Here is a 23,169-nt window from a genome sequence, read left to right as displayed (position 1 = left end):
TCAACGGGGGCTGTCCCCCCCACCCTTTGCGCCATCTGCGGGCGGCAGTCCGGCCAGTATCCGCCCTGCCTGCGCGGCATCGAGGTCGTAATGGAAGAAATCGCGATAGAATGCGCGCGTCTGTTCCACCATGTTGGTGGCCGCGAACAGGTCGGGATGCAGCACCTGCGCCGCCCATGCGACCTGCAGCGGGAATTCGCTGCCATAACGATCCCACGGGAACACGCCCGCCGGATTATGGACCACACGCCCCGCCTGCACGGCCCTGATATTACGCCACACCCCGCCATCCGCCGCCGGGTCGAACGTGCCGCTGTCGGGACCAAGGATGATGACATCGGGGTTCCACGCGGCCACCTGCTCGACCGAGACGGGTTTCATGTTCCCGTCCACCCCGTCCGCCGCGTTGCGCGCACCGGCAATCGCCAGCCATTCGTCAATGATCGTATGCGCCCCGTCCACGCGCAGCGGATGCAGCGACTGGATATGCACCACGCGCGGCCGCGCATCAGGGGCCAGCGCGTCGGTGCGTGCGCGGGTATCGTGGATCACCCCGTCGAGCATGGTTTCATAGGCCCGCGTCACATCACGCGCCTGCGGTGTGCCAATCACCTGCGCCGTCATTTACAGCGAACGGCGCAGGCTTGCGACATCGATAAACCCGGCCACCAGCACCGGAATCCCCACCGCGCGCAACGCCGCCGCCGTGGCCGACCCGTTGGGGACAAAGGCGACATCCACCCCGGCCTTCAGCAGGCTTTCGGCATTGACCGCAGGCCCGTTGACCCAGATGGCCTTGTACAGGACGGGGGCGACACGGAACATCCACGGGCGCGTATCCGGCCGGTCCACCGTCACCGCGATCCGGTCCGCGGCACCAAGCATGATCGTCAGTTCATTATGGGCGAACCACAGGTCCGCGATATGGCGGGGGGAGGCAGGCACCTGCTGCACCTGTCCCGTCATGTCGGTCACACCATGGGTTGCCGCATGGGCGGAAAACGCCGAAAGCACCATCGCGCCAATCAACCCGACGCCCCATTTCCGCGAATGCCGCATGCCCCTGATATCCCTTCTGCCTGATGGCCCCGATATATCCCATCGGATACATCTCCGGCCAGAGGCGATGTTGTGCCCGCAAAAGCACGTTTTAAAATAATGGATTGAAAAAATTAAAAGTTTTTGGGTGCCGGCTTTTTTCAAAAAGGCGGCGTCCTTCGAAGCTTTTTGAAAAAAAAGCTTCACCAAAAAACTTCTTAATGATGTTCCCGACGGACCATAAAAAAAGCCGCCCCGGTAAGGGCGGCTTTTCCAGATCCATCCAGCAGCCGTGGATCAGTCCTCGGCATAGGTGGAGATGTCAGGGCACGAACACACAAGGTTGCGGTCCCCATAGGCATTGTCCAGCCGGTTGACCGGCGACCAGTATTTGGTCCCCGCCTGCACTTCACCGGGCAGGCAGCCACGCGCACGGTCATACGCACGGTTCCATTCCGGGTCGGTCACGTCACGCACCGTATGCGGCGCATGGCGCAGGGGGCTGTCCTCCACCTTGATCCCACCATCCAGGATCTCGCTGATTTCCGCGTGGATGGCGATCATCGCATCGCAGAACCGGTCGAGTTCACGCAGGCCCTCGGACTCGGTCGGTTCGATCATGAAGGTACCGGCGACGGGGAAGCTGACGGTCGGGGCGTGGAAGCCATGATCGACCAGGCGCTTGGCGATGTCATCGACCGTCACCCCGGCCGTATCACGCACGGGACGCAGGTCGATGATGCATTCATGCGCCACCCGCCCGTTCGCCCCGCGATACAGCACAGGGTAGTAATCCGACAGCCGTGCCGCGATGTAGTTGGAGTTCAGGATCGCGGCCTCGGTCGCGCGGCGCAGGCCCGCATCCCCCATCATCTTCATGTAGGTCCACGAAATCGGCAGCACGTCGGCCGACCCGAACGGCGCGGCGCACACGGCATTGGCCTCGCCCAGTTCGGGCCGCCCCGGCAGGAACGGCGCAAGGTGCGCGCCCACCCCGATCGGCCCCATGCCCGGGCCACCGCCGCCATGTGGGATGCAGAACGTCTTGTGCAGGTTGAAGTGGCTGACGTCGGAGCCATAGGACCCCGGCCGCGACAGCCCGACCTGCGCGTTCATGTTCGCCCCATCAAGGTACACCTGCCCGCCCGCCGCATGGACCAGGTCGCACAGTTCACGCACGCTCTGCTCGAACACGCCATGGGTGGAGGGATAGGTGATCATGATCGCGGCAAGCTGCGGCGCGTACTGTGCGATGCGCGCCTTCAGGTCATCCATGTCCACGTTGCCATGTTCGTCGCACTTGACGACGACAACCTTCATCCCCGCCATCTGCGCCGATGCCGGGTTGGTCCCGTGCGCGGATGCCGGGATCAGGCACACGTCACGCCCGGCCTCGCCCCGCGCACGGTGATAGGCACGGATCGCCAGCAGCCCGGCATATTCGCCCTGCGCGCCCGAATTGGGCTGGAGCGAGACAGCGTCATACCCGCTGATGCGGCACAGCATCTGCTGCAGTTCCGCGAACAGTTCGGCATAGCCTTCCATCTGGTCCGCCGGGGCGAAGGGATGGATGTCGCAGAATTCCGGCCACGTGATCGGCATCATCTCCGCCGTGGCGTTCAGCTTCATCGTGCACGACCCCAGCGGGATCATCGAACGGTCCAGCGCAAGGTCCTTGTCCGCCAGACGACGCAGGTAGCGCAGCATGTCGGTTTCGGAGCGATAGGCGCTGAAGACCGGCTGCGTCAGCAGCGTGCCCTTACGCACCAGCGCCTGCGGGATCGCACTGCCCGAAGCGTCAAGGCTCGCTTCCATCGTCGCCACGCGGGCCGCGTCCCCGGCGAAGCACGTCCAGATCTTGCGCACGATTTCAGGCGTCGTCGTCTCGTCAAGGCTGAGGCCAAGGGTATGCGCATCAATACGGCGCAGGTTCATCCCTGCCGCCACCGCGCGCTCCGCAATGGCTGCCGTGCGGTCACCCGTGGCAATGCTCAGCGTGTCGAAGAAGGCGTCCGTGCGCACGTCCTCGCCTAGCGCGCGCAGGCCTGCGGCCGCGACAACACACAGGCGATGGATGCGCTGCGCAATCGCGCGCAGGCCATCCGGGCCATGATACAGCGCATACATCGACGACACGACGGCCGGCAGCACCTGCGCGGTGCAGATGTTCGACGTCGCCTTTTCGCGGCGGATATGCTGCTCACGCGTCTGCAGCGCAAGGCGATAGGCAGGCTCGCCGCGCGAATCGATCGACACGCCGACAAGGCGGCCGGGCATGTTGCGCTTGAACGCATCGCGCACCGCCATGTACGCCGCATGCGGGCCACCGGCCCCCATCGGCATGCCATAGCGCTGCATCGAACCGACCGCGATATCGGCACCCAGCGCGCCGGGGCTTTCGAGCAGCAGCAGCGCCATCGGGTCCGCCGTCATCGCGGCAATCGCGCCCGCCGCATGCAGGGCCTCGATCGCGGCGCGCGGGTCGCGCACCTGCCCCGATGAGCCGGGATACTGGAACAGCGCACCGAATACCGCATCCGCGCGCAGGTCGTGCGCGGGATCGCCCACCACCAGCGTCCAGCCCATCGGTTCCGCCCGTGTGCGCAGGACGGAGATCACCTGCGGGTGGCAGTCCGCATCGACGAAGAACGACGTCGCCTTGCTGCGTGCGACACGACGCGCCATGGCCATGGCTTCCGCCGCCGCCGTGGCTTCGTCCAGCAGCGAGGCATTGGCCACGTCCAGCCCGGTCAGTTCGATCACCAGCGTCTGGAAGTTCAGCAGCGCCTCCAGCCGGCCCTGGCTGATTTCGGGCTGGTACGGGGTATAGGCCGTGTACCAGGCCGGGCTTTCCAGCACGTTGCGCTGGATCACGCCCGGCAGGATCGTGTTGTAATATCCCTGCCCGATCAGGGACGTCATCACCTTGTTGCGGCGCGCGATCTGGCGCAGGCGATCAAGCGCCTGCGTTTCGGACACGCCGGCACCCAGACCCATTTCCCCCTTCAGGCGGATATCGCCGGGGACGGTCTGCGCCATCAGGTCCTCAAGGCTTTCCGCCCCGACGACACGCAGCATGTCGCGCACGTCATGGGCGTCGGGGCCGACATGACGCGCACAGAACGCGTCAGGATCGCTGCCCGCGCCCTGCCACAGGGGAGAGTTATCAGTGGAAGACGTCATGATCGGGAACTCCGTCAGGTCACAGGCAGCAGGAGGGATATCAGGCCAGCAGCGCGGCGTAGGCCGCAGCGTCGAGCAGGTCGTCAAGCTGCGCCTTGTCGGCCATCTTCATGCGCACGATCCAGCCATCGGCTTCCGGCGCGCGGTTGATGAGCGACGGATCTTCCGACAGCGCATCGTTGAACGCGGTGACCGTGCCGCCAACGGGGGCATAGATGTCGGACGCGGCCTTCACCGATTCCACGACCGCGACGCTGTCGCCCTGCGCAACCTCGGTGCCTGCGTCCTTGCCTTCGACGAACACGAGTTCGCCAAGCTCATCGGCCGCATGCTGCGTGATGCCGACGACAACCTCGTCGCCCTCGATGCGCAGCCACTCATGTTCCTTGGTGTAATAGGTGCTCATGATCCGCTCATTTCCTGATGATGGTGGATGTTGGAAAAACCGTGTGAAAATCTTGCCCTAGCGCCGGAAGGTCGGCGCCACGAACGGCAGTGCGACGACATGGACCGGCAGGAAGCGCCCGCGCACGCCCGCGAACAGCGGCGTGCCGACGGCGGCCGACGCCGCATCGACATAACCCATCGAAACCGGGCCGGGGACGCTGGGGCCAAACGCGCCGGACGTCACATGCCCGACGCGGTGCGTGCCCTCGGCATCGCTGAACAGCGGCGCGCCACCACGGATCGGGGCGCGCCCCTCCCCTTTCAGGCCGACGCGGCGGCGTGCCGGCCCTTCGGCAAGCTGCTTCGCCACGATGTCGGCACCGGGATAGCCACCGGCACGCGCGCCATCGGGACGGCGGCTTTTCTGGATCGACCATTCCAGCGCGCCCTCGACCGGCGAGGTCGTGGTGTCGATGTCCGAACCATACAGGCACAGCCCGGCCTCCAGACGCAGGCTGTCACGCGCGCCAAGGCCCGCCGCCGCCATGTCCGTGCAGGCCAGCAGCGCGCTGGCGACCTTTTCGGCCCGGGCTGCGGGCATGCCGATCTCGAACCCGTCCTCGCCGGTATAGCCGGAGCGCGAGACGATGCAGGACACACCCGCGACCTCGGTTTCGATCACATCCATGAAGCGCATCTCCGTCGTCGCAGGGGCCAGTTCGGCCATCGCCGCAACCGCCGCAGGCCCCTGGGCCGCGATCAGCGCACGATCCGACAGGAATTCCACCTCGCACACATCGGAAATCCCGGCCTCGATCAGCGCGAAATCCGCTTCCTTGCACGCGGCGTTGACCACCAGCAGGAACCACGTCCCCATGTTGGCGATCATCAGGTCGTCGCTGATGCCGCCATCCTCGCGCATCAGCAGCGCATAACGCTGCCGACCGGGACGCAGGGCGACGATGTCGGCGGGGACAAGGCGTTCCAGCGCCAGCGCCGCATCCGCCATCACGCCCGAACGCGGGCGCACGCGCACCTGCCCCATGTGCGAGACGTCAAAGATGCTGCCCGCCGTGCGGGTATGCAGGTGTTCGGCCATGACACCGGCGGCATACTGGACCGGCATTTCATACCCGGCGAAGGGCACCATGCGTCCCCCCAGTTCAAGATGCAGCGCGTGCAGCGGCGTGCGCAGAAGACCCTCGGTCATGCGAAGACTACCTCGTCATTGCGATATGTCCCCACGACGCGCGCGCCACGGCCCGCATCCCGCGACGCCAGCAGCGCATGCAGGAGGAAGATCGCGGCGTCGGGACACGCGCGGGGGGAACATGTGCGGGGGGATGCCAGAAATTGCGAAATCGTTACGATCTGTGCCGAAAGCATGGACATGAAAAGGGCTCCCGCGACTCCGTCATGGATATCACCTGCCCCTTCTGTCACCTGTGCCTGAGATCGCTATCCCGTCGGCGGGCGCCACGGAAGACCGCGCGCCTCTTTCCAGAAGTTATCACCGACCGGTCCTTTTGCCTGAGAGTTTCCGGGGCGGTTGCTCCTTCGGCGCCGGCATGGCCGGTCTCTCCCGTGTCGATATCCGACTGCTTGACATGACACGCGAACACAAGTCAATCCATGAAAACACCCGATGTCCCGCGTCCATGCGCCCGCGCCTGCACGCACCGGGGCGGGGCATCCATTCGCGCTGTCACAAAGGATGCCAGACATGACCGACACCCGCCTGATCATCATTGCGGAATTCGAAACCACGGCCGCCACGCGCAAGCCCTTCCTCGAGGCATGCCTCGAGGACAGCATCCGTTCGGTTGCGGACGAGGCGGGATGTTCGTGCTTTGACGTGCTGACCACGTCGGACGAACCCGACACCGTGATCCTGCACGAAGTCTATGACAGCCCGGCCGCGTTCGAGGCGCACCAGGCGACGCCGCATTTCAAGGCGTTCAGCGATGCGGTCAACACGCTGAAGGTGCGCACCGTGAGCGTGCGCAAGACGACGCGCAACGTGGCGGCATGATCCGTTACGGAACGATCTCTGAAAAGTCATGAAAGTTTCTGGGTGTCGCCTTTTGATCGAAAAAGGCGACGTTCTTTGAAGCTTTTTGAAAAAAGCTTCACCAAAAACTTTTATCATTTCAGGGCTGCGGGGCGGAGAATGACTTTCCCCGCCCACGACTGGTCAGGTTTCGGGGGTGTAGCCCGGCAGGTTGCGCGCGATGTAGGGCGGCAGGACGAAGGACGCGACCTGCATTTCGGGCGTCCAGTACTGGCATGCCCCGATTCCCGCCTTGCGCGCGCGCTCGCGGATGGTTGCGACATCCTGCCTGCCCGGCGCCTCGCCCTTGGCCGCGATGCCCAGCGTCATGAACCCGCCGACATAGGTCGGGACCGCCGCGACATAGGCCGAGACATGACGGAAGAACTGTGCCCGGCGCATGCTGGTGTCACGCAGTTCATCAGCCTGCATGAAGGGCACGCCGCACTGGTTCACGATCAGGCCGTTATCCGTCAGGACGCGCGCACAGTGGCGATAGAACGAATCGGTAAACAGCACTTCCCCCACACCGATCGGGTCGGTGCTGTCGACGATGATCACGTCAAAGGCGCCATCGGGTGCGTTGGTGACATATTCGATGCCATCGCCCACGATCACTTCCGCACGCGGGTCGTTCCACGCATCACCCGCGATGTCGGGCAGGAACTTCTTGGACAGGGAAATGACTTCGCCGTCGATTTCGACCATGACCGCGCGTTCGACCGTGCTGTGCTGCAGCACGCGGCGCAGCACGCCGCCATCACCCGCCCCGATGATCAGGACATTGCGCGCCGCCCCATGCGCCAGCAGCGGCACATGCGTCAGCATTTCCTGATACACGAACTCGTCACGCTCGGTAATCTGCACCACCCCGTCGAGCATCAGGACGCGGCCATAATCCTCGTTCTCGAATACCGCGATGTCCTGGAACGCGCTTTTGGTCTGGGCCAGCATCCTGTTGACGCGAAGCTGCTGGCGCCAGCCGCCATAAAGGGTTTCGCTGATCCAGACATCGGACATCATGGTACTCCTTGAAAATATCCATGCGAAAACGGGCCGTACATCTGGTCCGGCCTGTCATTCTTTCCCCTACGGGAGGTAATCGGGTGCGGGCGGGACGCCGAAAACCGGGACATGGGGCACATGACGCACCCCATGCCGGCACGTTACAGCGCGACGCGACCGCGACGCTGTTCGTCCACCTCGATCCGGCCGGCCTGGAACAGGCGCTGCATGACCGGGATCGCCAGGTGCGGGTCACATGCGCCGCACATGAAGATGTCCACGGCGGCAAAATTGCGTTCCGGCCACGTATGGATGGAAATGTGGCTTTCCGCCAGCACGACCACGCCGGACACGCCGCCATTGGGCGTGAAATGGTGGAAGTGGCTGTGCAGGATTGTCGCCCCGGCCGTCACTGCGGCTTCGCACAGGGTGCGGTCGATCTTGTCCGGATCGTCAAGATTGTGCGCATCCCAAAGATCGACAAGAAGATGCGTTCCCGCAAACTTCATCCCGTCTTTTTCGACGAAATAATCTTTCCGGTCGTCGTCGGACGAAAACGGCGCTGAAGAGATCTGGTTATCGCTCGGGAGTTCCGAGACCATCCCCAGTTGAGCAAGTGCGTTCATCACGTACCCCCAAACCAGTAGACAGCCTGTTGGGCAGACATTGCCCCCTTGGGCCAAGAGCGCCGCTGATAGGGCTTCTGACGGGCAGGACGCAAGCATTTTCCGCATGATGGGGACAATATTTTTCGTATTTCCCCATCACGCCCGCAACTTCGCCCCGCCCTGCCGGTTTTTATTTGCCCTTCATCGGCTTTTTTCCGCCTTTTTTCGCCTTTGGCGCGGCCTTGGTCCCGGCGGCGCGCGATTTCGGCGCGGCGGGCGGTTTTTTGTCCCCCCTGCGGGCAGGAGCCTTCTTCGCGGGCTTCGCCGCGTCGGTGTGAGGGACCGCAACCAGCGGACGCTGCGCCAGGAGCGGGCGAAGGAATCGGCCGGTATGGCTTTCGGGATTGGCCGCGACCTCCTCCGGCGTGTCCTCGGCCACGATGCGGCCACCGCCGTCACCGCCCTCCGGCCCCATGTCGATCACCCAGTCGGCGGTCTTGATGACCTCCAGGTTATGCTCGATCACCACCACCGTGTTGCCCTGCGCCACCAGCGCGTGCAGCACCTCGAGCAGCTTGCGCACGTCCTCGGTATGCAGCCCGGTGGTCGGCTCGTCGAGGATGTAGAGCGTCCGCCCCGTGGCGCGCCGGGCCAGTTCCTTCGACAGCTTCACGCGCTGCGCCTCGCCGCCTGAAAGGGTGGTCGCCTGCTGCCCCAGCGCGACATAGCCCAGCCCCACCTTCTGCAGGATCGCAAGCCGGTCACGGATGCGCGGCACGGCGGAGAAGAACGGCAGCGCCTCGTCCACCGACATCGCCAGCACGTCGGCAATCGACTTCCCCCGGAACTTCACCTCCAGCGTCTCGCGGTTGTAGCGCGCGCCCTTGCAGGTGTCGCAGGTGACGAACACATCGGGCAGGAAGTGCATCTCGATCTTCAGCACGCCATCGCCCTGGCACGCCTCGCACCGCCCGCCCTTCACGTTGAAGGAGAAGCGCCCCGCCTTGTAGCCACGCGCCTTGCTTTCGGGCAGTTCGGAGAACCAGTCCCGAATCGGGGTGAACAGGTCGGTATAGGTCGCGGGGTTGGAACGCGGGGTGCGCCCGATGGGCGACTGGTCGATGTCGATGATCTTGTCGAGCTGCTCGATCCCGTCGATCTCCCGGTACGGGGCCGGGTTCTGCCCCGATCCCATCAGGCGGCGCGACAGGGCCTTGTACAGCGTGTCGATCACCAGCGTGGACTTGCCGCCGCCCGACACCCCCGTGACGCAGGTGAACGTGCCCAGCGGGAAGCGCGCGGTCACGTCCTTGAGGTTGTTGCCGCTTGCCCCGCGCAGGACGAGTTCACGCGCCGGATCAACCGGACGGCGCCGGGCCGGGACCTCGATACGTTTGCGCCCCGACAGGTACGCGCCCGTCAGGCTGTCGGGATTTTGCGCGACCTGCTGCGGCGTGCCGTATGCCACGACATGCCCGCCATTGACGCCAGCCCCCGGCCCCATGTCGATCAGCCAGTCGGCCGCGCGGATCGCGTCCTCGTCATGTTCGACGACGATCAGCGTGTTGCCCAGCCGCTTGAGCCGTTCCAGCGTGCCGAGCAGGCGTTCATTGTCGCGCTGGTGCAGCCCGATGGAGGGTTCGTCGAGCACATAGAGCACCCCCGTCAGGCCCGACCCGATCTGGCTGGCAAGCCGGATGCGCTGGCTCTCCCCCCCCGACAGGGTGGCCGACCCGCGCGACAGCGTCAGGTAATCCAGCCCCACGTCATCGAGAAAGCGCAGCCGGTCAAGGATTTCACGCAGGATACGGCGCGCAATTTCCGCGCGCTGCGGGTTCAGCGTCTCCTCCACGGTGGCGAACCATTCCAGCGCACGGCGGATGGGCATGTCCGACGCCTGCGCGATGTTCAGGCCCGCCACCTTCACCGAAAGCGCCTCCGGCCGCAGGCGCGCGCCATGGCAGACATGGCACGGCTTTTCGGACTGGTAGCGTGACAGTTCCTCACGCACCCAGACGCTGTCGGTTTCCGCCATGCGGCGGCGCAGGTTGGTGATGACCCCCTCGAACGGCTTGGTCAGGGTGTAGCTGCGGCGGTCGTCGCTGTAGGTGAAGGCGATGGGGTCATGCCCGCCATCAAGGATGACGTCACGCACGCCTTCGGGCAGGTCGCGCCACGGCGTGTCCATGCTGACCCCGTAATGCGCGGCCACACCCGCCAGCGTCTGCTGGTAATACGGACTCTGGCTGTTGCGCCACGGCGCGATCGCCCCACCGGCAAGCGACAGCCCTTCGTCCGGCACCACGAGATGCGGGTCGAAGAACGTCTCCTGCCCGATGCCGTCACAGGCGGGACATGCCCCCTGCGGCGCGTTGAAGGAGAACAGCCGTGGCTCGATCTCCTCCAGCGTGAAGCCGCTGACGGGACAGGCGAAGCGCGACGAGAAGACCGTGCGTTCGGCAGGCGTGTCGTCGGATGCCTCCTTCCCGCGTGGCACTTCCTCGGCATAGACAAGGCCGTCGGACAGCGACAGCGCGGTCTCGAAACTGTCGGCAAGGCGGGATTCCAGCCCCTCGCGCACGACGATGCGGTCCACCACCGCCTCCACCGTATGGCGCAGGCGGCGGTTCAGGTCCGGCACGTCGGCGATTTCATACAGCGTGCCGTCCACCTTCACCCGGGTGAAGCCCTTGCGCTGCAGGTCGGCGAGTTCCTTGCGGCATTCGCCCTTGCGGTCGCGGATGACCGGGGCCAGCAGCATCAGGCGCGTGCCCTCCGGCATGGCCATCACGCGATCGACCATCTGGCTGATGGTCTGCGCCTCGATCGGCAGGCCGGTCTCGGGCGAATAGGGAACACCCGCACGCGCCCACAAAAGGCGCATGTAGTCATGGATCTCGGTCACGGTGCCCACGGTGGAACGCGGGTTCTTCGACGTGGTCTTCTGCTCGATGGAGATGGCGGGCGACAGTCCCTCGATCGAATCCACGTCCGGCTTGCCAATCAGTTCAAGGAACTGCCGCGCATAGGCCGACAGGCTCTCGACATAGCGGCGCTGTCCCTCGGCATAGATGGTGTCGAACGCCAGAGACGACTTGCCCGACCCCGACAGGCCCGTCATGACCGTCAGCGCGTCGCGCGGGATATCGACGTCGATGTCCTTGAGGTTGTGCGCACGCGCGCCCCGCACGCGAATCGCGGGGCCGGTCACCTGCTGCACACCGGCCCCCGCCCGTGCGGGAGAAGAATCGTCCATGTTATCCTCCTGCCCCACTGACGCCGCGTGGGGACCGAATGTGATGTTGCCATGTTGTTCTGTCCCCATCCCGGCCGGAGGGCAAGGGGCCATGGCAAGGCGACCTGTTTTTTCCCGGCTGCTTTTCCGATGGGAATCCGCACCAAAAAACCCCGGGCAGGGCTTTGCCGTGCGCCCCCATTATGGTCTAGGATATGCGGCCTCACGACCGGCCGGTCCGCACCATGGCGGACATGGCGGTTCCCGACGGACCGGCCCCTGCCCCTGACACCGGGACGCAGGCAGGCCGCCCGCGAACCCGAACAGCAAGCAGGACATCAAATGGCGGGTAGCGTCAACAAGGTCATCCTTATTGGTAATCTGGGCAAGGACCCCGAGATCCGCAACAGCCAGAGCGGTGCAAAGATCGTCTCCCTGACGGTCGCGACCAGCGAATCATGGAACGACCGCGCCTCTGGCGAACGGCGCGAGCGCACGGAATGGCACCGTGTGGTCATCTTCAACGAACGCATCGGCGACGTGGCCGAACGCTTCCTGCGCAAGGGGCGCAAGGTCTATCTCGAAGGGACGCTGCAGACCCGCAAGTGGACGGACCAGTCAGGGATGGAGCGTTATACCACCGAGGTGGTGATCGACCGTTTCCGCGGTGAACTCGTCCTGCTCGACAGCAACCGCGGCGGCGAAGGTGGCGAGGGCGGTGGTTACGGCGGCGGCAATGGTGGTGGCTATGGCGGCGGTGGTGGCGGCGGCGGTTCCTCCCGCCCGGCACAGCAGCCCCGCTCCGCCCCGCCCGCAGGCGGCGGTGGCGGATGGGATGCGCCGTCGGGTGGCAGCGACCTTGACGATGAAATCCCGTTCTGAGCACGGCGCCGACGCCGTCTGAAGGCATGTGACCGGCGAAGGGCGCAGGAAATGCGCCCTTTTCCACGGGCGGCGTCCGTGGGCGGGTCCAATGGCAGGCATCGCCCCGGCATGATGCCGCCATGGTGCCAGGTGATGGATGGACGACATGAATACGCACGCCCCCCGCACGCAACGCCCCCTGACCGACAGGGAAATCGGCAGATTCCTCAGCCTTGTCCTGCGCCACGACCCCGGCCGGATCGACATCAGGCTCGACCCGCAGGGATGGGTGGACACCACCATCCTGATCCGCCAGGCCCGCAGGCATGGCAGGACGTTCGACCTGCCGACGCTGCGCCGCGTGGTGCGTGACAATGACAAGCAGCGTTTCACCCTGTCGCCCGATGGCGCGCGCATCCGCGCGGCACAGGGCCATTCCGTCGCCGTGGACCTCGCACTTGCCACTGCCATCCCGCCCGCGACCCTGTGGCATGGCACCGCGCGCGCCAGCCTGGATTCGATCTTTCGCGACGGACTGGTGCCCGGGCGCCGTCAGCACGTCCACCTCTCCACCGACGAGGCCACGGCCATGAAGGTCGGGACGCGCCATGGCCGGGCCGTGGTCCTGCGGGTCGCGGCGGGGCGGATGCAGGACGATGGCCTGGTATTCTGGCGGGCGGATAACGGCGTATGGCTGAGCGGGCACGTGCCGCCACGCTATCTCTCCTTCGCCTGACATGGCCGTCCCGCGGGTCTGGCGCTGCGTCCTTTCCGTGACGGAAACAGGCGTATCCGCACCACGCCACGGGGCCGGACTTGCACGCCCGCGCACCCGCCCGTACGTTCCCATGCGCGACACGCTTCGCGCGTGGGCGCAATTCTGCTATTGAGAGGGCAACAAACCCGCACGCCATGCGCGATGCGAGTCCTGATGCCCGCCCCCGCCCGCTTCCCCCCGAATGCGTGCGAAAACCAGCCATGACGGAACTGCCTTGACCGAAATTCCCGAACAGACTCCGCCCTCCGACATGCTGCCGGTGACCATTGAGGAGGAGATGCGCTCCTCCTACCTGGCCTATGCAATGTCCGTCATCGTCAGCCGCGCGCTGCCTGATGTGCGCGACGGACTGAAACCGGTGCATCGCCGCATCCTGTATTCCATGCGCGAAAGCGGCTTCACCCATGACAAGCCGTACCGCAAGTCGGCCCGCGCGGTCGGTGACGTCATGGGTAAATACCATCCGCATGGCGACTCCTCCATCTATGACGCCATGGTGCGCATGGCGCAGTCATGGTCGATGCGGGTCAAGCTGATCGACGGGCAGGGCAATTTCGGGTCGGTCGATGGCGATTCCCCCGCCGCCATGCGCTATACCGAGGCAAGGCTGGCGCGGGCCGCCTCCTTCCTGCTTGATGACATCGACCGTGACACCGTCGATTTCCAGCCCAATTATGACGAGAGCGAGCAGGAACCCCAGATCCTGCCCGCCGCCTTCCCCAACCTGCTGGTCAACGGCGCGTCGGGTATCGCGGTCGGCATGGCCACCAACATCCCGCCGCACAACCCGGGCGAAATCATCGACGCCACGCTGGCGATGATCGAACGCCCGGACATGACGCTCGACGACCTGCTGCAGTACGTCCCCGGCCCCGACTTCCCCACCGGCGGGACGATCCTGGGCCGCGCGGGCATCCGCAGCGCGTTCGAGACGGGACGCGGGTCGGTCATCATCCGTGCGCGTGCGGAGGTCGAGGACATCCGCCGCGACCGCAAGGCCATCATCGTCACCGAAATCCCCTATCAGGTGAACAAGGCCACCCTGCAGGAACGCATCGCCGACCTGGTCCGCACCAAGCAGGTGGAGGGCATTTCCGACATCCGCGACGAAAGCGACCGTTCGGGCATGCGCATCGTCATCGAGATCAAGCGCGACGCCACGCCCGAGGTGGTGCTGAACCAGCTTTACCGCTTTACGCAGTTGCAGACCTCCTTCGGGGTCAACATGCTGGCCCTTGATGGCGGGCAGCCGCGCCTGATGGGCCTGAAGGACGTGCTGCAGGCCTTCATCCGCTTCCGCGAGGAAGTGATCCTGCGCCGCGCGCGCTTTGACCTGAACAAGGCGCGCGACCGCGGGCACCTGCTGGTCGGCCTGGTCATCGCGGTCGCCAACATCGATGCGGTTATCGCCCTGATCCGCGCCGCCCCCGACGCCGCCACTGCGCGCACCGCCCTGATGGAACGCGCATGGGACGCAGGCGACATCGCGCCGCTGCTCGCGCTGATCCATGACGAGGGCAATGTCGTGGTGGACGGGCGTGTCCACCTGACCGAGGCACAGGCGCGCGGCATCCTTGAACTGCGCCTGCAGCGCCTGACGGGGCTGGAGCGCGACAAGATCCAGCAGGAACTCTCCGAAGTCGCGACGCGCATCAACGAACTGCTGGAAATCATCGCCAGCCGCCCGCGCCGCATGGAGGTCATGCGCCACGAACTCGCCACCGTGCGCGCCGAAATCGCGACCCCGCGTGCAACCGACATCGCCGATTACGCGGGCGACCAGACGGATGAAAGCCTGATCGAACCGGGACAGATGGTCGTCACCATCACCCGCGACGGCTTCATCAAGCGCACGCCGCTTGATGTCTTCCGCGCGCAGAACCGTGGCGGGCGCGGCCGTACCGCCGCCGGCCGCCGGGGCGATGACATCATCATCCGTTCGTTCAACGCCCACACCCACCAGTGGGTGCTGTTCTTCTCCTCCGGCGGCAAGGCATACCGCGAAAAGGTCTGGCGCCTGCCCGAGGCCAGTCCCACGGCGAAGGGGCGTGCGCTTGTGAACCTGCTGCCTGACCTGGGCGAGGATTCGATCACCGCCGTCCTGCCGCTGCCGCAGGACGAGGACCTGTGGGAAAACCTCCACCTTGTCTTTGCCACGGCGTCGGGGAACGTGCGCCGCAACCGGATGAGCGATTTCCGCAACATCCGCTCATCCGGCCTGATCGCGATGAAGCTTGATGACGGCGACAGGCTGATCGGTGTCGCCACCTGCCGCGAGGGGCAGGACGTCTTCCTTGGCACCCGCAACGCGCGCTGCATCCGCTTCCAGATCACGGACGACACGCTGCGCGTGTTCGCCGGGCGTGGCAGTTCGGGCGTACGCGGCATCCGCCTTGCCGAAGGCGATGAGGTCAACAGCCTGTGCGTGCTGTGTCATGTCGATGCCACGGTGGAGGAACGCGCCGCCTACCTGCGGATCGCCAATGCCCGCCGCCGCGCCGAAAATGCTGCCCAGAATGGCGAGGACGCCGACACCACGCCCGAGGCCGCCACCAGCGAGGACGAGGAAACGGCCACCGACCTCGCCCTGTCGCCCGAACGCGTGGCGGAAATGGAGGCGGCGGAGGAAATCCTCCTGATCGTCAGCAATGCCGGCTTTGGCCGCCGCTCCTCCGCCTATGACTACCGCGTCAGCGGGCGCGGCGGGCAGGGCATCAACAACATGTCCTTCCCCACCGCGCGGCGCGGCAACGCGGTGGTCGCCACCCTGCCGGTTCTGGCGGGCACGGATGTCATGCTTGTCACCGATGCGGGCCGCCTGATCCGCCTGCCGGTGGACCAGATCCGCATCATGTCGCGCCAGGCCAGCGGCGTGACGCTGTTCCGCCTGAACGATACGGAAGAAGTGACCAGCGTCTTCCCGGTCATGGATGACGGATCGGAAGGCGACGACACCGACGATACGGATACGGGCGATACGGGCGCGGACGAAACCGGTGACGTGGCGGATGGCGACGCGACGCCGCCCGCCGCCGGGACGGACGCCGGCGATGACTGACACGGCCGTGCGCGCCGGCTTTTACCCCGGCACCTTCGATCCCGTCACCAACGGGCACCTCGACATCATCACGCGCGCCGCACGTCTGGTCGGCCGCCTGGTGATCGGGGTGGCGAAGGACACGACCAAGCAGCCCCTGCTGTCGCTGGATGAGCGGATCGCGTGCCTGCGCACCGATATCGCGGCCCTCGACATCCCCCCTGCCACCGTGATCGAGGTGGTGGGGTTCGAGGGCCTGCTGGTCAACGCGGCGCATGCGCATGGGGCACATGCAATATTTCGTGGCCTGCGGGCGGTTGCGGATTTCGATTACGAGAACCAGATGTCAGCTATGAACACGCATCTGGCCCCGGACATCGAGACCGTTTTCCTGATGGCGCGACAGGGGAACCAGTATATTTCCTCCCGCCTGGTCAAGGAGATCGCGCGGCTGGATGGTGACATCACGGATTTCGTCTCATCCTCCACCCGCCAGTGCGTTCTGGCGCGCCTGAAGAACCGCTGAAGGCGCCTTCCCCGACCCGGCAACGGATGCGCGCCGGTTTTTTTCACCCTACAGATAAACAGGAAACGGACAGCCATGTCAGATACGAACAAGGCCGACCTCATCAACATGGACCTCAAGACCGGGCGCGTGGTCATCCGCCTGCGTCCCGACCTCGCCCCGCTGGCGGCGGAGCGCATCCGCACGCTGGCGGCCGAAGGGTTCTATGACAACACGCCGTTCCACCGCGTCATCCATGGTTTCATGGCGCAGGGTGGCGACCCGACCGGCACCGGCACGTCAGGCAGCAAGCTGCCGGACCTGAAGGCCGAATTCACCAACAAGGCGAAGTTCGAGCGCGGCACCGTCGGCATGGCCCGCACCATGAACCCCGACAGCGCCAACAGCCAGTTCTTCATCATGTTCGAGCCCTCCCCCCATCTGGATGGCCAGTACACGATCGTCGGACAGGTGATCGAGGGCATGGACCATATCGACAAGGTCAAGCGCGGCGCGGGCCAGAGCGGCATGGTCAAGGATCCCGACCGCATCATCAAGATGCGTCCCGCCGACGCCGAGGCGTAAGGACATGCATGGGGACCGTGCACGCGCGGTCCCCATCCCCCTGCCGCCCCGTCACCATACGGCCAGCATGAAGACCGGGGCGGCAGGGCGGCAATCAGGGCGTATTTGCGGCCCACCGCCATGAATTCGTGGCGTAATCGCCAACAACTGCCCTTAATATCAGCGATTTAGTCCGCAGATATATTTTCATCTTCTTCTTGACAGTCCGCATCAGGCCGCCTACACCCCCGCTTGAGCAGTTACGGGACGTCAAGGCACGTCGGGTCCTCCATGACCTGACCCCTGTTACGACAGGCCAGATCCCCATTCGTGAGCCGGTAGCTCAGTCGGTAGAGCATTCGACTTTTAATCGAATGGTCGTGGGTTCGAATCCCACCCGGCTCACCACACACTTTCATGAAAATCCAGAAGTTTTTGGTGAAGCTTTTTTCAAAAAGCTTCGAAAGAACGCCGCGTTTTAAAATAAGGCGACACCCAAAACTTTTATCCGTTTCAAATCAGCGGAAATGGCAGGGCCGGTCCACCGTGGGCGCGATATCCATCTGCACCACCATCAGGTCCACCGCACCATCGCCGACATTCCAGCCAAGATGCCCCTTGCGCCCCTGCATCGGGCCGGATGGCAGCGGACGGGTATTCTGGTCCTCGCCCAGCAGCACATCGCCCGGCCCCATCTCGACGCGCGTGCCATCCATCGCCTGCACGAACCAGCGCCCATGCAGGGGGACGATCCACTGCACCTTCGGGTCTTCGTGCCAGTCCCCGTCCCAATGCGGAGGCTGCACGGTCATCAGCACCGTCGCGCGCCCGTCAGGCTGGCGGTCCTGCCATTGCGGGCCTGCGGGGGGCGACATGCTTTTCAGCACGAACTGCGTCAGCGGACAGGTCGCGATATGGCTGACGCCCTGCCCGTCGGTCCAGACATGGTGATAGGTCAGGCGCGGTGGCGTCTGTGGCGTCGCCTGCGCGGATGCGGCCAGCGCCCCGGCCGGCGGCAGCACCATCGCCGCAACAGCCATGGCCCATCGCCCGGCGCGCCAGCACCTGATTGCATGTCCAAGGATCATGTCATGACACCTCCCGATGATACGAAATATCACGCGCCCGCCACAGCCACCAAGGCACGCGGCCATGCGCGACCATTTGTGAACCTGCATCGCCACCCATGTCCCTGCTGAACGCGGAAATCCGCACAATCGGCGATGTATATTACGATTCAATAATTAAAATACCAAACGAGACCTTAATTATAATTTTATGTCTTGTTTTTGTTTATATCATGCCATATGTAACCGCAGGTATAATATGCCACCGTTCCTTCTGGCGGCATCCATCCGGCCGAAATACCGCGTCCCATCCCGGCACCGCCTGCGGACGCACCGGAAAACCCATCATCGGGATTGCAGCGGCAACCCCGCGGCCACATGACATTCTGTGAGAACTGATGAGCCTTAATCCTGTCCTGTCTGCCGTAACGGATCGCGTGATCGCACGTTCTGCGCGTTCGCGCGGCCATTATCTCGACCTGATCGCCCGTGAAAAGGACGCAGGCATTTCACGTCCGCACCTGGCCTGCGGCAACCTTGCCCATGCCTTCGCCGCGGCGGGAGAGGACAAGGACAGCATCCGCGCACAGCGCGCGATGAATATCGGTATCATCACATCCTATAACGACATGCTTTCCGCGCACCAGCCCTATGGCCGGTATCCGGACCAGATCAAGGTCTTCGCGCGTGAAGTCGGGGCCACGGCGCAGGTGGCCGGCGCCACACCGGCGATGTGCGACGGCGTGACGCAGGGCCAGCCTGGGATGGAGCTGTCGCTGTTCAGCCGCGACGTGATCGCGATGTCCACGGCGATCGGGCTGAGCCACGGGATGTACGAGGGCGTCGCGATGCTGGGCATCTGTGACAAGATCGTGCCCGGCCTGCTGATCGGCGCGCTGCGCTTCGGGCACCTGCCCGCCCTCCTGATCCCGTCGGGGCCGATGCCATCGGGCATTTCCAACAGCGAGAAGCAGCGCATCCGCCAGCTTTACGCCGAAGGGAAGGTGGACCGCGAACGCCTGATGGATTCAGAGGCCGCGTCCTACCACGCGCCGGGCACCTGCACCTTTTACGGCACGGCCAACACCAACCAGATGCTGATGGAGGTCATGGGCCTGCACCTGCCCGGTTCCTCCTTCGTGCCGCCCAACACGAAACTGCGCCAGGAACTGACGCGTGCGGCCATCCACCGGCTGGCGCAGATCGGGCCGAACGGCAATGACTACCGCCCGCTTGGCCACTGTGTTGACGAACGCGCCATCGTCAACGCCGCCGTCGGGCTGCTGGCGACGGGCGGGTCCACCAACCTTGCCATCCACATCCCGGCGATGGCGCGCGCGGCGGGCATCATCATCGACTGGGAGGATCTGGACCGCCTCTCCGCCGTGGTGCCGCAACTCACCCGCGTCTATCCCAATGGTTCCACCGACGTGAACGGTTTTCACCAGGTGGGCGGCATGCCCAGCCTGATCGGGTCGCTGCTCGATGCGGGGCTGCTGCATCCCGACATCCTGACCGTGGCCGAGGGCGGCTTCACCCGCTACCGCACCACCCCGCACATGCGCGACGACCGCCTGGTGTGGGAAGAAGCCGGGCCGTCACGTGACGACACGGTCCTGCGCACGCCCGCCGACCCGTTCCGCAAGGATGGGGGCATGCGCCTGATGCAGGGCAACCTCGGGCGCGGGATCTACAAGACCAGCGCCGTCGCCCCCGAACGCTGGACGATCGAGGCACCGGCCCGGATATTCGAGGACCAGCAGGACGTGATCGACGCGTTCAAGGCGGGGGAGCTTGATCGTGACGTGATCGTGGTCGTGCGCTTCCAGGGACCGGCGGCGAACGGCATGCCCGAACTGCACCGCCTGACGCCGACGCTCAGCGTCCTGCAGGACCGCGGGCACAAGGTCGCGCTCGTCACCGATGGCCGCATGTCGGGCGCAAGCGGCAAGGTGCCCGCCGCCATCCATATCGGCCCCGAAGCCCATGCGGGTGGCCCGCTGTCGCGCCTGCGTGACGGGGACATCGTGCGGGTCTGCGCGCAGTCGGGCCGTATCGAGGCGCTGGTTGACGCGGCGGAATGGGAACAGCGCCAGCCCGCGACAGGGCCAAGGGCCGCCTTTGGCACGGGGCGCGAACTGTTCGCGCTGATGCGCGGCGGGGTGGACAGCCCCGAACGCGGGGCGTCGGCCATCCTTGCCGGGATGGACCATATGGCCGAAGCCGAGGGGCTGTCGTAAAAACCGGGCACACGCTCCCTGCCCCATCTCCGCACGGACCAGAACCAAGGAAAACCCATCGTGGCTACCATCGAAGACATCATGACGCTGTCACCGGTCATTCCGGTGCTTGTCATCCATGACCCCGCCCACGCCCGTCCCGTGGCCGAAGCCCTTGTCGCGGGGGGCCTGCGCACGCTGGAGGTCACGCTGCGCACCGAAAGCGCCCTCGACGTCATTGCGGAAATGGCGAAGGTCGAGGGCGCGGTCGTCGGCGCGGGCACGGTGCTGAACAGGGCCGACCTCGACGCCAGCGTGCGTGCGGGCGCGCGTTTCATCGTCAGCCCCGGCCTGACCAAGCCGCTGGCCCATGCGGCGCGGGACGCGGATGTGCCGCTGCTGCCGGGCATCGCCAATGCGGGCGACATCATGCGCGGGCTTGACCTTGGCCTGACGCGCTTCAAATTCTTCCCTGCCGAGGCCTCGGGCGGGATCGCGGCGCTCAAGGCGCTGTCGGCCCCGTTCGGGCAGGTGCGTTTCTGCCCCACCGGCGGCATCCGCCAGGACACGGCGGCGAACTGGCTGGCGCTGCCGTCCGTGCTGTGCGTGGGCGGGTCGTGGCTGGTGCCGTCGGGCATACCGGACCCTGCCGACATCACGGCACGCGCCCGCGCGGCGGCGGCACTGGCGGCCTGATCCCACACCTGCCGATTACATGACGGGCGGGGACACGGCCCCCACCGTCATGCGGTCCGGCGGAATGTCAGGTTGTAGCGCACATCCCCGCACAGCGGATGCTGCGCCTGTGGCACGGGTGCGATCCCGTGCCATGCCAGACGCGACGGGCCGCCCCACACCACCACGTCGCCATTGCGCACCACGATGCGCCGCACGGGGTCCGATCGCGTCACACCACCCCACAGGAAGACCGCCGACACGCCCAGCGAGATGGAAACGATGGGCGCATCACACCGTTCATCCCGATCCTGATGCAGCCCCATCCGGTCCCCCGGCCCATAACGGTTGATCAGGCCCGAATCCGGCACAAACCCGTCATATCCCGCCTTTTGCGCACATTCGCCCGCGATGTCGCGCAGCAGCGCGGGCATGGGCGGCCATGGCCGTCCCGTGCGGGGATCGTGCGTTTCATACCGGTATCCCGCCGCGTCACTGACCCAGACACGCGCGCCACAGCCACTCATCCCCACCGACATGCGGCCGCCACCCGGCGTCGTCATGTGCCGCAGCGGGGCACGGCGCACGACCTCCCCGATGGCCGACAGCAGCGCAGGGGCACGCGCATGGACAAGGCCGGGGAACAGCCATGCACCGGGGGCCAGCGCCTGCGCGGGGGCATCCCTGCGGCCCGGCGGCTCCTCCGTATTGAACAGCATGCCCTGCATCATGGACCGCCTCGCCTGTTGATATGTGCGTCTGGGGGCTGTGATCTTTCAAAAGTTTTTTGGTGAAGCTTTTTTGCAAAAAAGCTTCGAAAGACGTCACCTTTTTGAAAAAAGGCAACACCCAAAAACTCTTGTGATTTATCAATGCCCTACCTTCAGGCGCTGTCATAAAAAAGGCCACCCCGAGGGATGGCCTTTCAAGTGTTACGACGGAACGGACGGGCAATCAGAAGCTGTTGTCGTCGCCCGCGTCGAACCCGCCGCCATCGTCAAAGCCGCCGCCGCCCGCGTCACCACCAGCGTCAAAGCCCTGGTCGGCGGTCGTGCCGCTGCCCGCGAACGGGTCGGCACCGGCACCCGCGCCGGAATCGCCATAGTTGTTGTTGATGATGGTCTCGCCCCCACCCGCAGGCATGCCCGCGCCGAAGCCTCCGCCCATGTCGTGATGGCCGCTGAACAGGCCCGTCAGGGCGTTGCCCATCATCATGCCACCGGCAACACCGGCCGCCGTCGTCAGGGCAGACCCGAGGAAGCCCGAACCGCGCTGCGGGAACATGCCCGGCTGCATCCCCGGCGGATAGACAGGCTGCGGCGGGGCGGACGGTGCCGCACCCGCACCCCAGCCCGGCGGCGGGGCGGCGGGGCGGGGTGCGGACTGCGCCGCGCCACCACCGAACATGCCGCTGAAGAACCCGCCCGAACGTGCGGGCTGCGGCGCGGCCTGCGGCTGTGCCTGCTGCGCCTGTGCCGCGGCAACCTGCTGCTGCGCCTGCTGCAGTTCCCACTGCAACTGGCGGATGCGGTTCTGCGCCTCCGCCAAGGCAGCTTCCTGCACCACGGCCATCTGCGTGATGCGGTAGCGTGCCTCGGGGTATTTCTGGAACATCTCCCCGATATACTGGTCGGCCTGGGGGTCGATCGGCGGCAGCGAGGATGCCGTCTGCGGCACGCTGCCCGTGCTCGCGCCGCCAACACGGGCGAAGAACTGTGCGATCAGATCGCGTTCCTGAGTATTCATCGTAATTCCATCCTGCTCCACACAAGGAAACTGACCCAGCCACCAATCATGTGGCGCGCGGTGCGCCAATGCGCAAGACCCCACGCCATGCAGGCAACGGACAGCCACACGGCACGCCCCGCCTTTCGGTCGGGGCGACATAACGGTATGCTGTTCGCAGCAATTGCGCCAGATGGCGCAGACCCGTCCCCGTTCAACGGAGCATCCT

20 protein-coding genes, 1 tRNA gene and 1 riboswitch are annotated in these 23,169 nt (G+C 65.5%); of the genes, 9 read left to right on the top strand and 12 right to left on the bottom strand.

Annotated elements, in window-relative coordinates; genetic code table 11:
• The 6 genes from CFR72_RS17910 to CFR72_RS01535 all read right to left on the bottom strand — a co-directional run bounded on the left by CFR72_RS17910 (window position 1) and on the right by CFR72_RS01535 (window position 6,000).
• Window positions 1-612: a TroA family protein gene (locus tag CFR72_RS17910; RefSeq protein ID WP_244182104.1), complete on the bottom strand. Its 612-nt coding sequence runs from the start codon at window positions 610-612 to the stop codon at window positions 1-3.
• 12 nt (window positions 613-624) lie between these two features.
• Entirely contained in the window at window positions 625-1,059 is a 435-nt protein-coding gene (locus tag CFR72_RS17905) for a TroA family protein (protein WP_244182102.1), read from the bottom strand.
• 276 nt (window positions 1,060-1,335) lie between these two features.
• Window positions 1,336-4,221 carry an aminomethyl-transferring glycine dehydrogenase gene (gene gcvP / locus CFR72_RS01550; RefSeq protein WP_110912308.1) on the bottom strand — a complete coding sequence of 962 codons (2,886 nt, stop codon included), beginning with the start codon at window positions 4,219-4,221 and terminating at the stop codon, window positions 1,336-1,338.
• A 40-nt stretch (window positions 4,222-4,261) separates the two neighbouring features.
• Window positions 4,262-4,627: a glycine cleavage system protein GcvH gene (gene gcvH, locus CFR72_RS01545; RefSeq protein ID WP_110912307.1), complete on the bottom strand. Its 366-nt coding sequence runs from the start codon at window positions 4,625-4,627 to the stop codon at window positions 4,262-4,264.
• Between the two features lie 57 nt (window positions 4,628-4,684).
• On the bottom strand, window positions 4,685-5,818 hold the full coding sequence (gcvT, locus tag CFR72_RS01540) for a glycine cleavage system aminomethyltransferase GcvT (RefSeq protein WP_110912306.1): 1,134 nt from the start codon (window positions 5,816-5,818) through the stop codon (window positions 4,685-4,687).
• Window positions 5,815-6,000 carry a hypothetical protein gene (locus tag CFR72_RS01535; protein ID WP_110912305.1) on the bottom strand — a complete coding sequence of 62 codons (186 nt, stop codon included), beginning with the start codon at window positions 5,998-6,000 and terminating at the stop codon, window positions 5,815-5,817. Before CFR72_RS01535 ends, gcvT begins: the two co-directional genes overlap by 4 nt.
• Before the next feature lie 116 nt (window positions 6,001-6,116).
• A riboswitch (glycine riboswitch) is annotated at window positions 6,117-6,204 on the bottom strand.
• A gap of 127 nt (window positions 6,205-6,331) precedes the next feature.
• On the opposite strand from CFR72_RS01535, the gene CFR72_RS01530 reads away from it, so the two are divergent.
• Window positions 6,332-6,640, top strand: a complete 309-nt coding sequence (locus tag CFR72_RS01530; protein WP_110912390.1) for a putative quinol monooxygenase — start codon at window positions 6,332-6,334, stop codon at window positions 6,638-6,640.
• Between the two features lie 162 nt (window positions 6,641-6,802).
• Here the strand turns inward: CFR72_RS01530 and speE are convergent, their stop codons facing one another.
• The 3 genes from speE to uvrA all read right to left on the bottom strand — a co-directional run bounded on the left by speE (window position 6,803) and on the right by uvrA (window position 11,527).
• Complete coding sequence (gene speE, locus CFR72_RS01525; RefSeq protein ID WP_110912389.1) at window positions 6,803-7,678, bottom strand: polyamine aminopropyltransferase; 876 nt, start codon at window positions 7,676-7,678, stop codon at window positions 6,803-6,805.
• A 146-nt stretch (window positions 7,679-7,824) separates the two neighbouring features.
• Window positions 7,825-8,289 carry an adenosylmethionine decarboxylase gene (gene speD / locus CFR72_RS01520; RefSeq protein WP_110094539.1) on the bottom strand — a complete coding sequence of 155 codons (465 nt, stop codon included), beginning with the start codon at window positions 8,287-8,289 and terminating at the stop codon, window positions 7,825-7,827.
• A gap of 172 nt (window positions 8,290-8,461) precedes the next feature.
• Complete coding sequence (gene uvrA, locus CFR72_RS01515) at window positions 8,462-11,527, bottom strand: excinuclease ABC subunit UvrA (RefSeq protein ID WP_110912388.1); 3,066 nt, start codon at window positions 11,525-11,527, stop codon at window positions 8,462-8,464.
• A 321-nt stretch (window positions 11,528-11,848) separates the two neighbouring features.
• Between uvrA and ssb the strand changes: the two genes are divergently transcribed.
• The 6 genes from ssb (at window position 11,849) to CFR72_RS01485 (ending at window position 17,662) form a co-directional block, all read left to right on the top strand.
• Window positions 11,849-12,388 (top strand): single-stranded DNA-binding protein, encoded by a 540-nt coding sequence (gene ssb / locus CFR72_RS01510; protein ID WP_110912304.1) that lies wholly within the window; start codon window positions 11,849-11,851, stop codon window positions 12,386-12,388.
• Between the two features lie 148 nt (window positions 12,389-12,536).
• Window positions 12,537-13,106 (top strand): RNA 2'-phosphotransferase, encoded by a 570-nt coding sequence (locus CFR72_RS01505; protein WP_110912387.1) that lies wholly within the window; start codon window positions 12,537-12,539, stop codon window positions 13,104-13,106.
• A gap of 223 nt (window positions 13,107-13,329) precedes the next feature.
• Window positions 13,330-16,206 (top strand): DNA gyrase subunit A, encoded by a 2,877-nt coding sequence (gyrA, locus tag CFR72_RS01500; RefSeq protein WP_408869951.1) that lies wholly within the window; start codon window positions 13,330-13,332, stop codon window positions 16,204-16,206.
• Window positions 16,199-16,711, top strand: coding sequence for a pantetheine-phosphate adenylyltransferase (gene coaD, locus CFR72_RS01495; protein ID WP_110912386.1), 513 nt, complete (start codon window positions 16,199-16,201; stop codon window positions 16,709-16,711). The genes gyrA and coaD overlap by 8 nt, the downstream gene beginning before the upstream one ends.
• 75 nt (window positions 16,712-16,786) lie before the next feature.
• Window positions 16,787-17,275, top strand: a complete 489-nt coding sequence (locus CFR72_RS01490; protein ID WP_110912302.1) for a peptidylprolyl isomerase — start codon at window positions 16,787-16,789, stop codon at window positions 17,273-17,275.
• 311 nt (window positions 17,276-17,586) lie between these two features.
• Window positions 17,587-17,662, top strand: a tRNA-Lys gene (locus CFR72_RS01485).
• A 110-nt stretch (window positions 17,663-17,772) separates the two neighbouring features.
• Here CFR72_RS01485 and CFR72_RS01480 read toward each other — a convergent pair.
• Window positions 17,773-18,279 carry a cupin domain-containing protein gene (locus CFR72_RS01480; protein WP_244182119.1) on the bottom strand — a complete coding sequence of 169 codons (507 nt, stop codon included), beginning with the start codon at window positions 18,277-18,279 and terminating at the stop codon, window positions 17,773-17,775.
• Between the two features lie 440 nt (window positions 18,280-18,719).
• Here CFR72_RS01480 and edd point away from each other — a divergent pair, with 440 nt between their 5' ends.
• Together edd and eda are read left to right on the top strand one after the other, a co-directional pair.
• Entirely contained in the window at window positions 18,720-20,561 is a 1,842-nt protein-coding gene (edd, locus tag CFR72_RS01475; RefSeq protein ID WP_110912301.1) for a phosphogluconate dehydratase, read from the top strand.
• Between the two features lie 60 nt (window positions 20,562-20,621).
• Entirely contained in the window at window positions 20,622-21,236 is a 615-nt protein-coding gene (eda, locus tag CFR72_RS01470) for a bifunctional 4-hydroxy-2-oxoglutarate aldolase/2-dehydro-3-deoxy-phosphogluconate aldolase (protein ID WP_110912300.1), read from the top strand.
• 47 nt (window positions 21,237-21,283) lie between these two features.
• On the opposite strand, the gene alkB is transcribed toward eda, so the two are convergent.
• Together alkB and CFR72_RS01460 are read right to left on the bottom strand one after the other, a co-directional pair.
• Complete coding sequence (alkB, locus tag CFR72_RS01465) at window positions 21,284-21,934, bottom strand: DNA oxidative demethylase AlkB (RefSeq protein WP_244182101.1); 651 nt, start codon at window positions 21,932-21,934, stop codon at window positions 21,284-21,286.
• 235 nt (window positions 21,935-22,169) lie between these two features.
• Window positions 22,170-22,961 (bottom strand): DUF2076 domain-containing protein, encoded by a 792-nt coding sequence (locus CFR72_RS01460; RefSeq protein WP_110912298.1) that lies wholly within the window; start codon window positions 22,959-22,961, stop codon window positions 22,170-22,172.
• Window positions 22,962-23,169 lie beyond the last annotated feature (208 nt).

The sequence above is a fragment of the Gluconacetobacter entanii genome (genome assembly GCF_003206495.1).
In the GTDB taxonomy this organism is placed as follows: domain Bacteria; phylum Pseudomonadota; class Alphaproteobacteria; order Acetobacterales; family Acetobacteraceae; genus Novacetimonas; species Novacetimonas entanii.
This window is presented reverse-complemented; position numbering and strand designations above follow the sequence as displayed.

What these genes read in the sequence shown, in the direction of transcription:
- CFR72_RS17905 (WP_244182102.1), bottom strand. Translation starts at nt 1,059, where the DNA reads ATGCGGCATTCGCGGAAATGGGGCGTCGGGTTGATTGGCGCGATGGTG.
- CFR72_RS01505 (WP_110912387.1), top strand. Translation starts at nt 12,537, where the DNA reads ATGAATACGCACGCCCCCCGCACGCAACGCCCCCTGACCGACAGGGAA.
- CFR72_RS01530 (WP_110912390.1), top strand. Translation starts at nt 6,332, where the DNA reads ATGACCGACACCCGCCTGATCATCATTGCGGAATTCGAAACCACGGCC.
- gcvT (WP_110912306.1), bottom strand. Translation starts at nt 5,818, where the DNA reads ATGACCGAGGGTCTTCTGCGCACGCCGCTGCACGCGCTGCATCTTGAA.
- edd (WP_110912301.1), top strand. Translation starts at nt 18,720, where the DNA reads ATGAGCCTTAATCCTGTCCTGTCTGCCGTAACGGATCGCGTGATCGCA.
- CFR72_RS01480 (WP_244182119.1), bottom strand. Translation starts at nt 18,279, where the DNA reads ATGGTGCTGCCGCCGGCCGGGGCGCTGGCCGCATCCGCGCAGGCGACG.
- CFR72_RS01490 (WP_110912302.1), top strand. Translation starts at nt 16,787, where the DNA reads ATGTCAGATACGAACAAGGCCGACCTCATCAACATGGACCTCAAGACC.
- speD (WP_110094539.1), bottom strand. Translation starts at nt 8,289, where the DNA reads ATGAACGCACTTGCTCAACTGGGGATGGTCTCGGAACTCCCGAGCGAT.
- CFR72_RS01460 (WP_110912298.1), bottom strand. Translation starts at nt 22,961, where the DNA reads ATGAATACTCAGGAACGCGATCTGATCGCACAGTTCTTCGCCCGTGTT.
- gcvP (WP_110912308.1), bottom strand. Translation starts at nt 4,221, where the DNA reads ATGACGTCTTCCACTGATAACTCTCCCCTGTGGCAGGGCGCGGGCAGC.
- ssb (WP_110912304.1), top strand. Translation starts at nt 11,849, where the DNA reads ATGGCGGGTAGCGTCAACAAGGTCATCCTTATTGGTAATCTGGGCAAG.
- gyrA (WP_408869951.1), top strand. Translation starts at nt 13,330, where the DNA reads ATGCGTGCGAAAACCAGCCATGACGGAACTGCCTTGACCGAAATTCCC.
- alkB (WP_244182101.1), bottom strand. Translation starts at nt 21,934, where the DNA reads ATGCTGTTCAATACGGAGGAGCCGCCGGGCCGCAGGGATGCCCCCGCG.
- uvrA (WP_110912388.1), bottom strand. Translation starts at nt 11,527, where the DNA reads ATGGACGATTCTTCTCCCGCACGGGCGGGGGCCGGTGTGCAGCAGGTG.
- speE (WP_110912389.1), bottom strand. Translation starts at nt 7,678, where the DNA reads ATGTCCGATGTCTGGATCAGCGAAACCCTTTATGGCGGCTGGCGCCAG.
- gcvH (WP_110912307.1), bottom strand. Translation starts at nt 4,627, where the DNA reads ATGAGCACCTATTACACCAAGGAACATGAGTGGCTGCGCATCGAGGGC.
- coaD (WP_110912386.1), top strand. Translation starts at nt 16,199, where the DNA reads ATGACTGACACGGCCGTGCGCGCCGGCTTTTACCCCGGCACCTTCGAT.
- CFR72_RS01535 (WP_110912305.1), bottom strand. Translation starts at nt 6,000, where the DNA reads ATGTCCATGCTTTCGGCACAGATCGTAACGATTTCGCAATTTCTGGCA.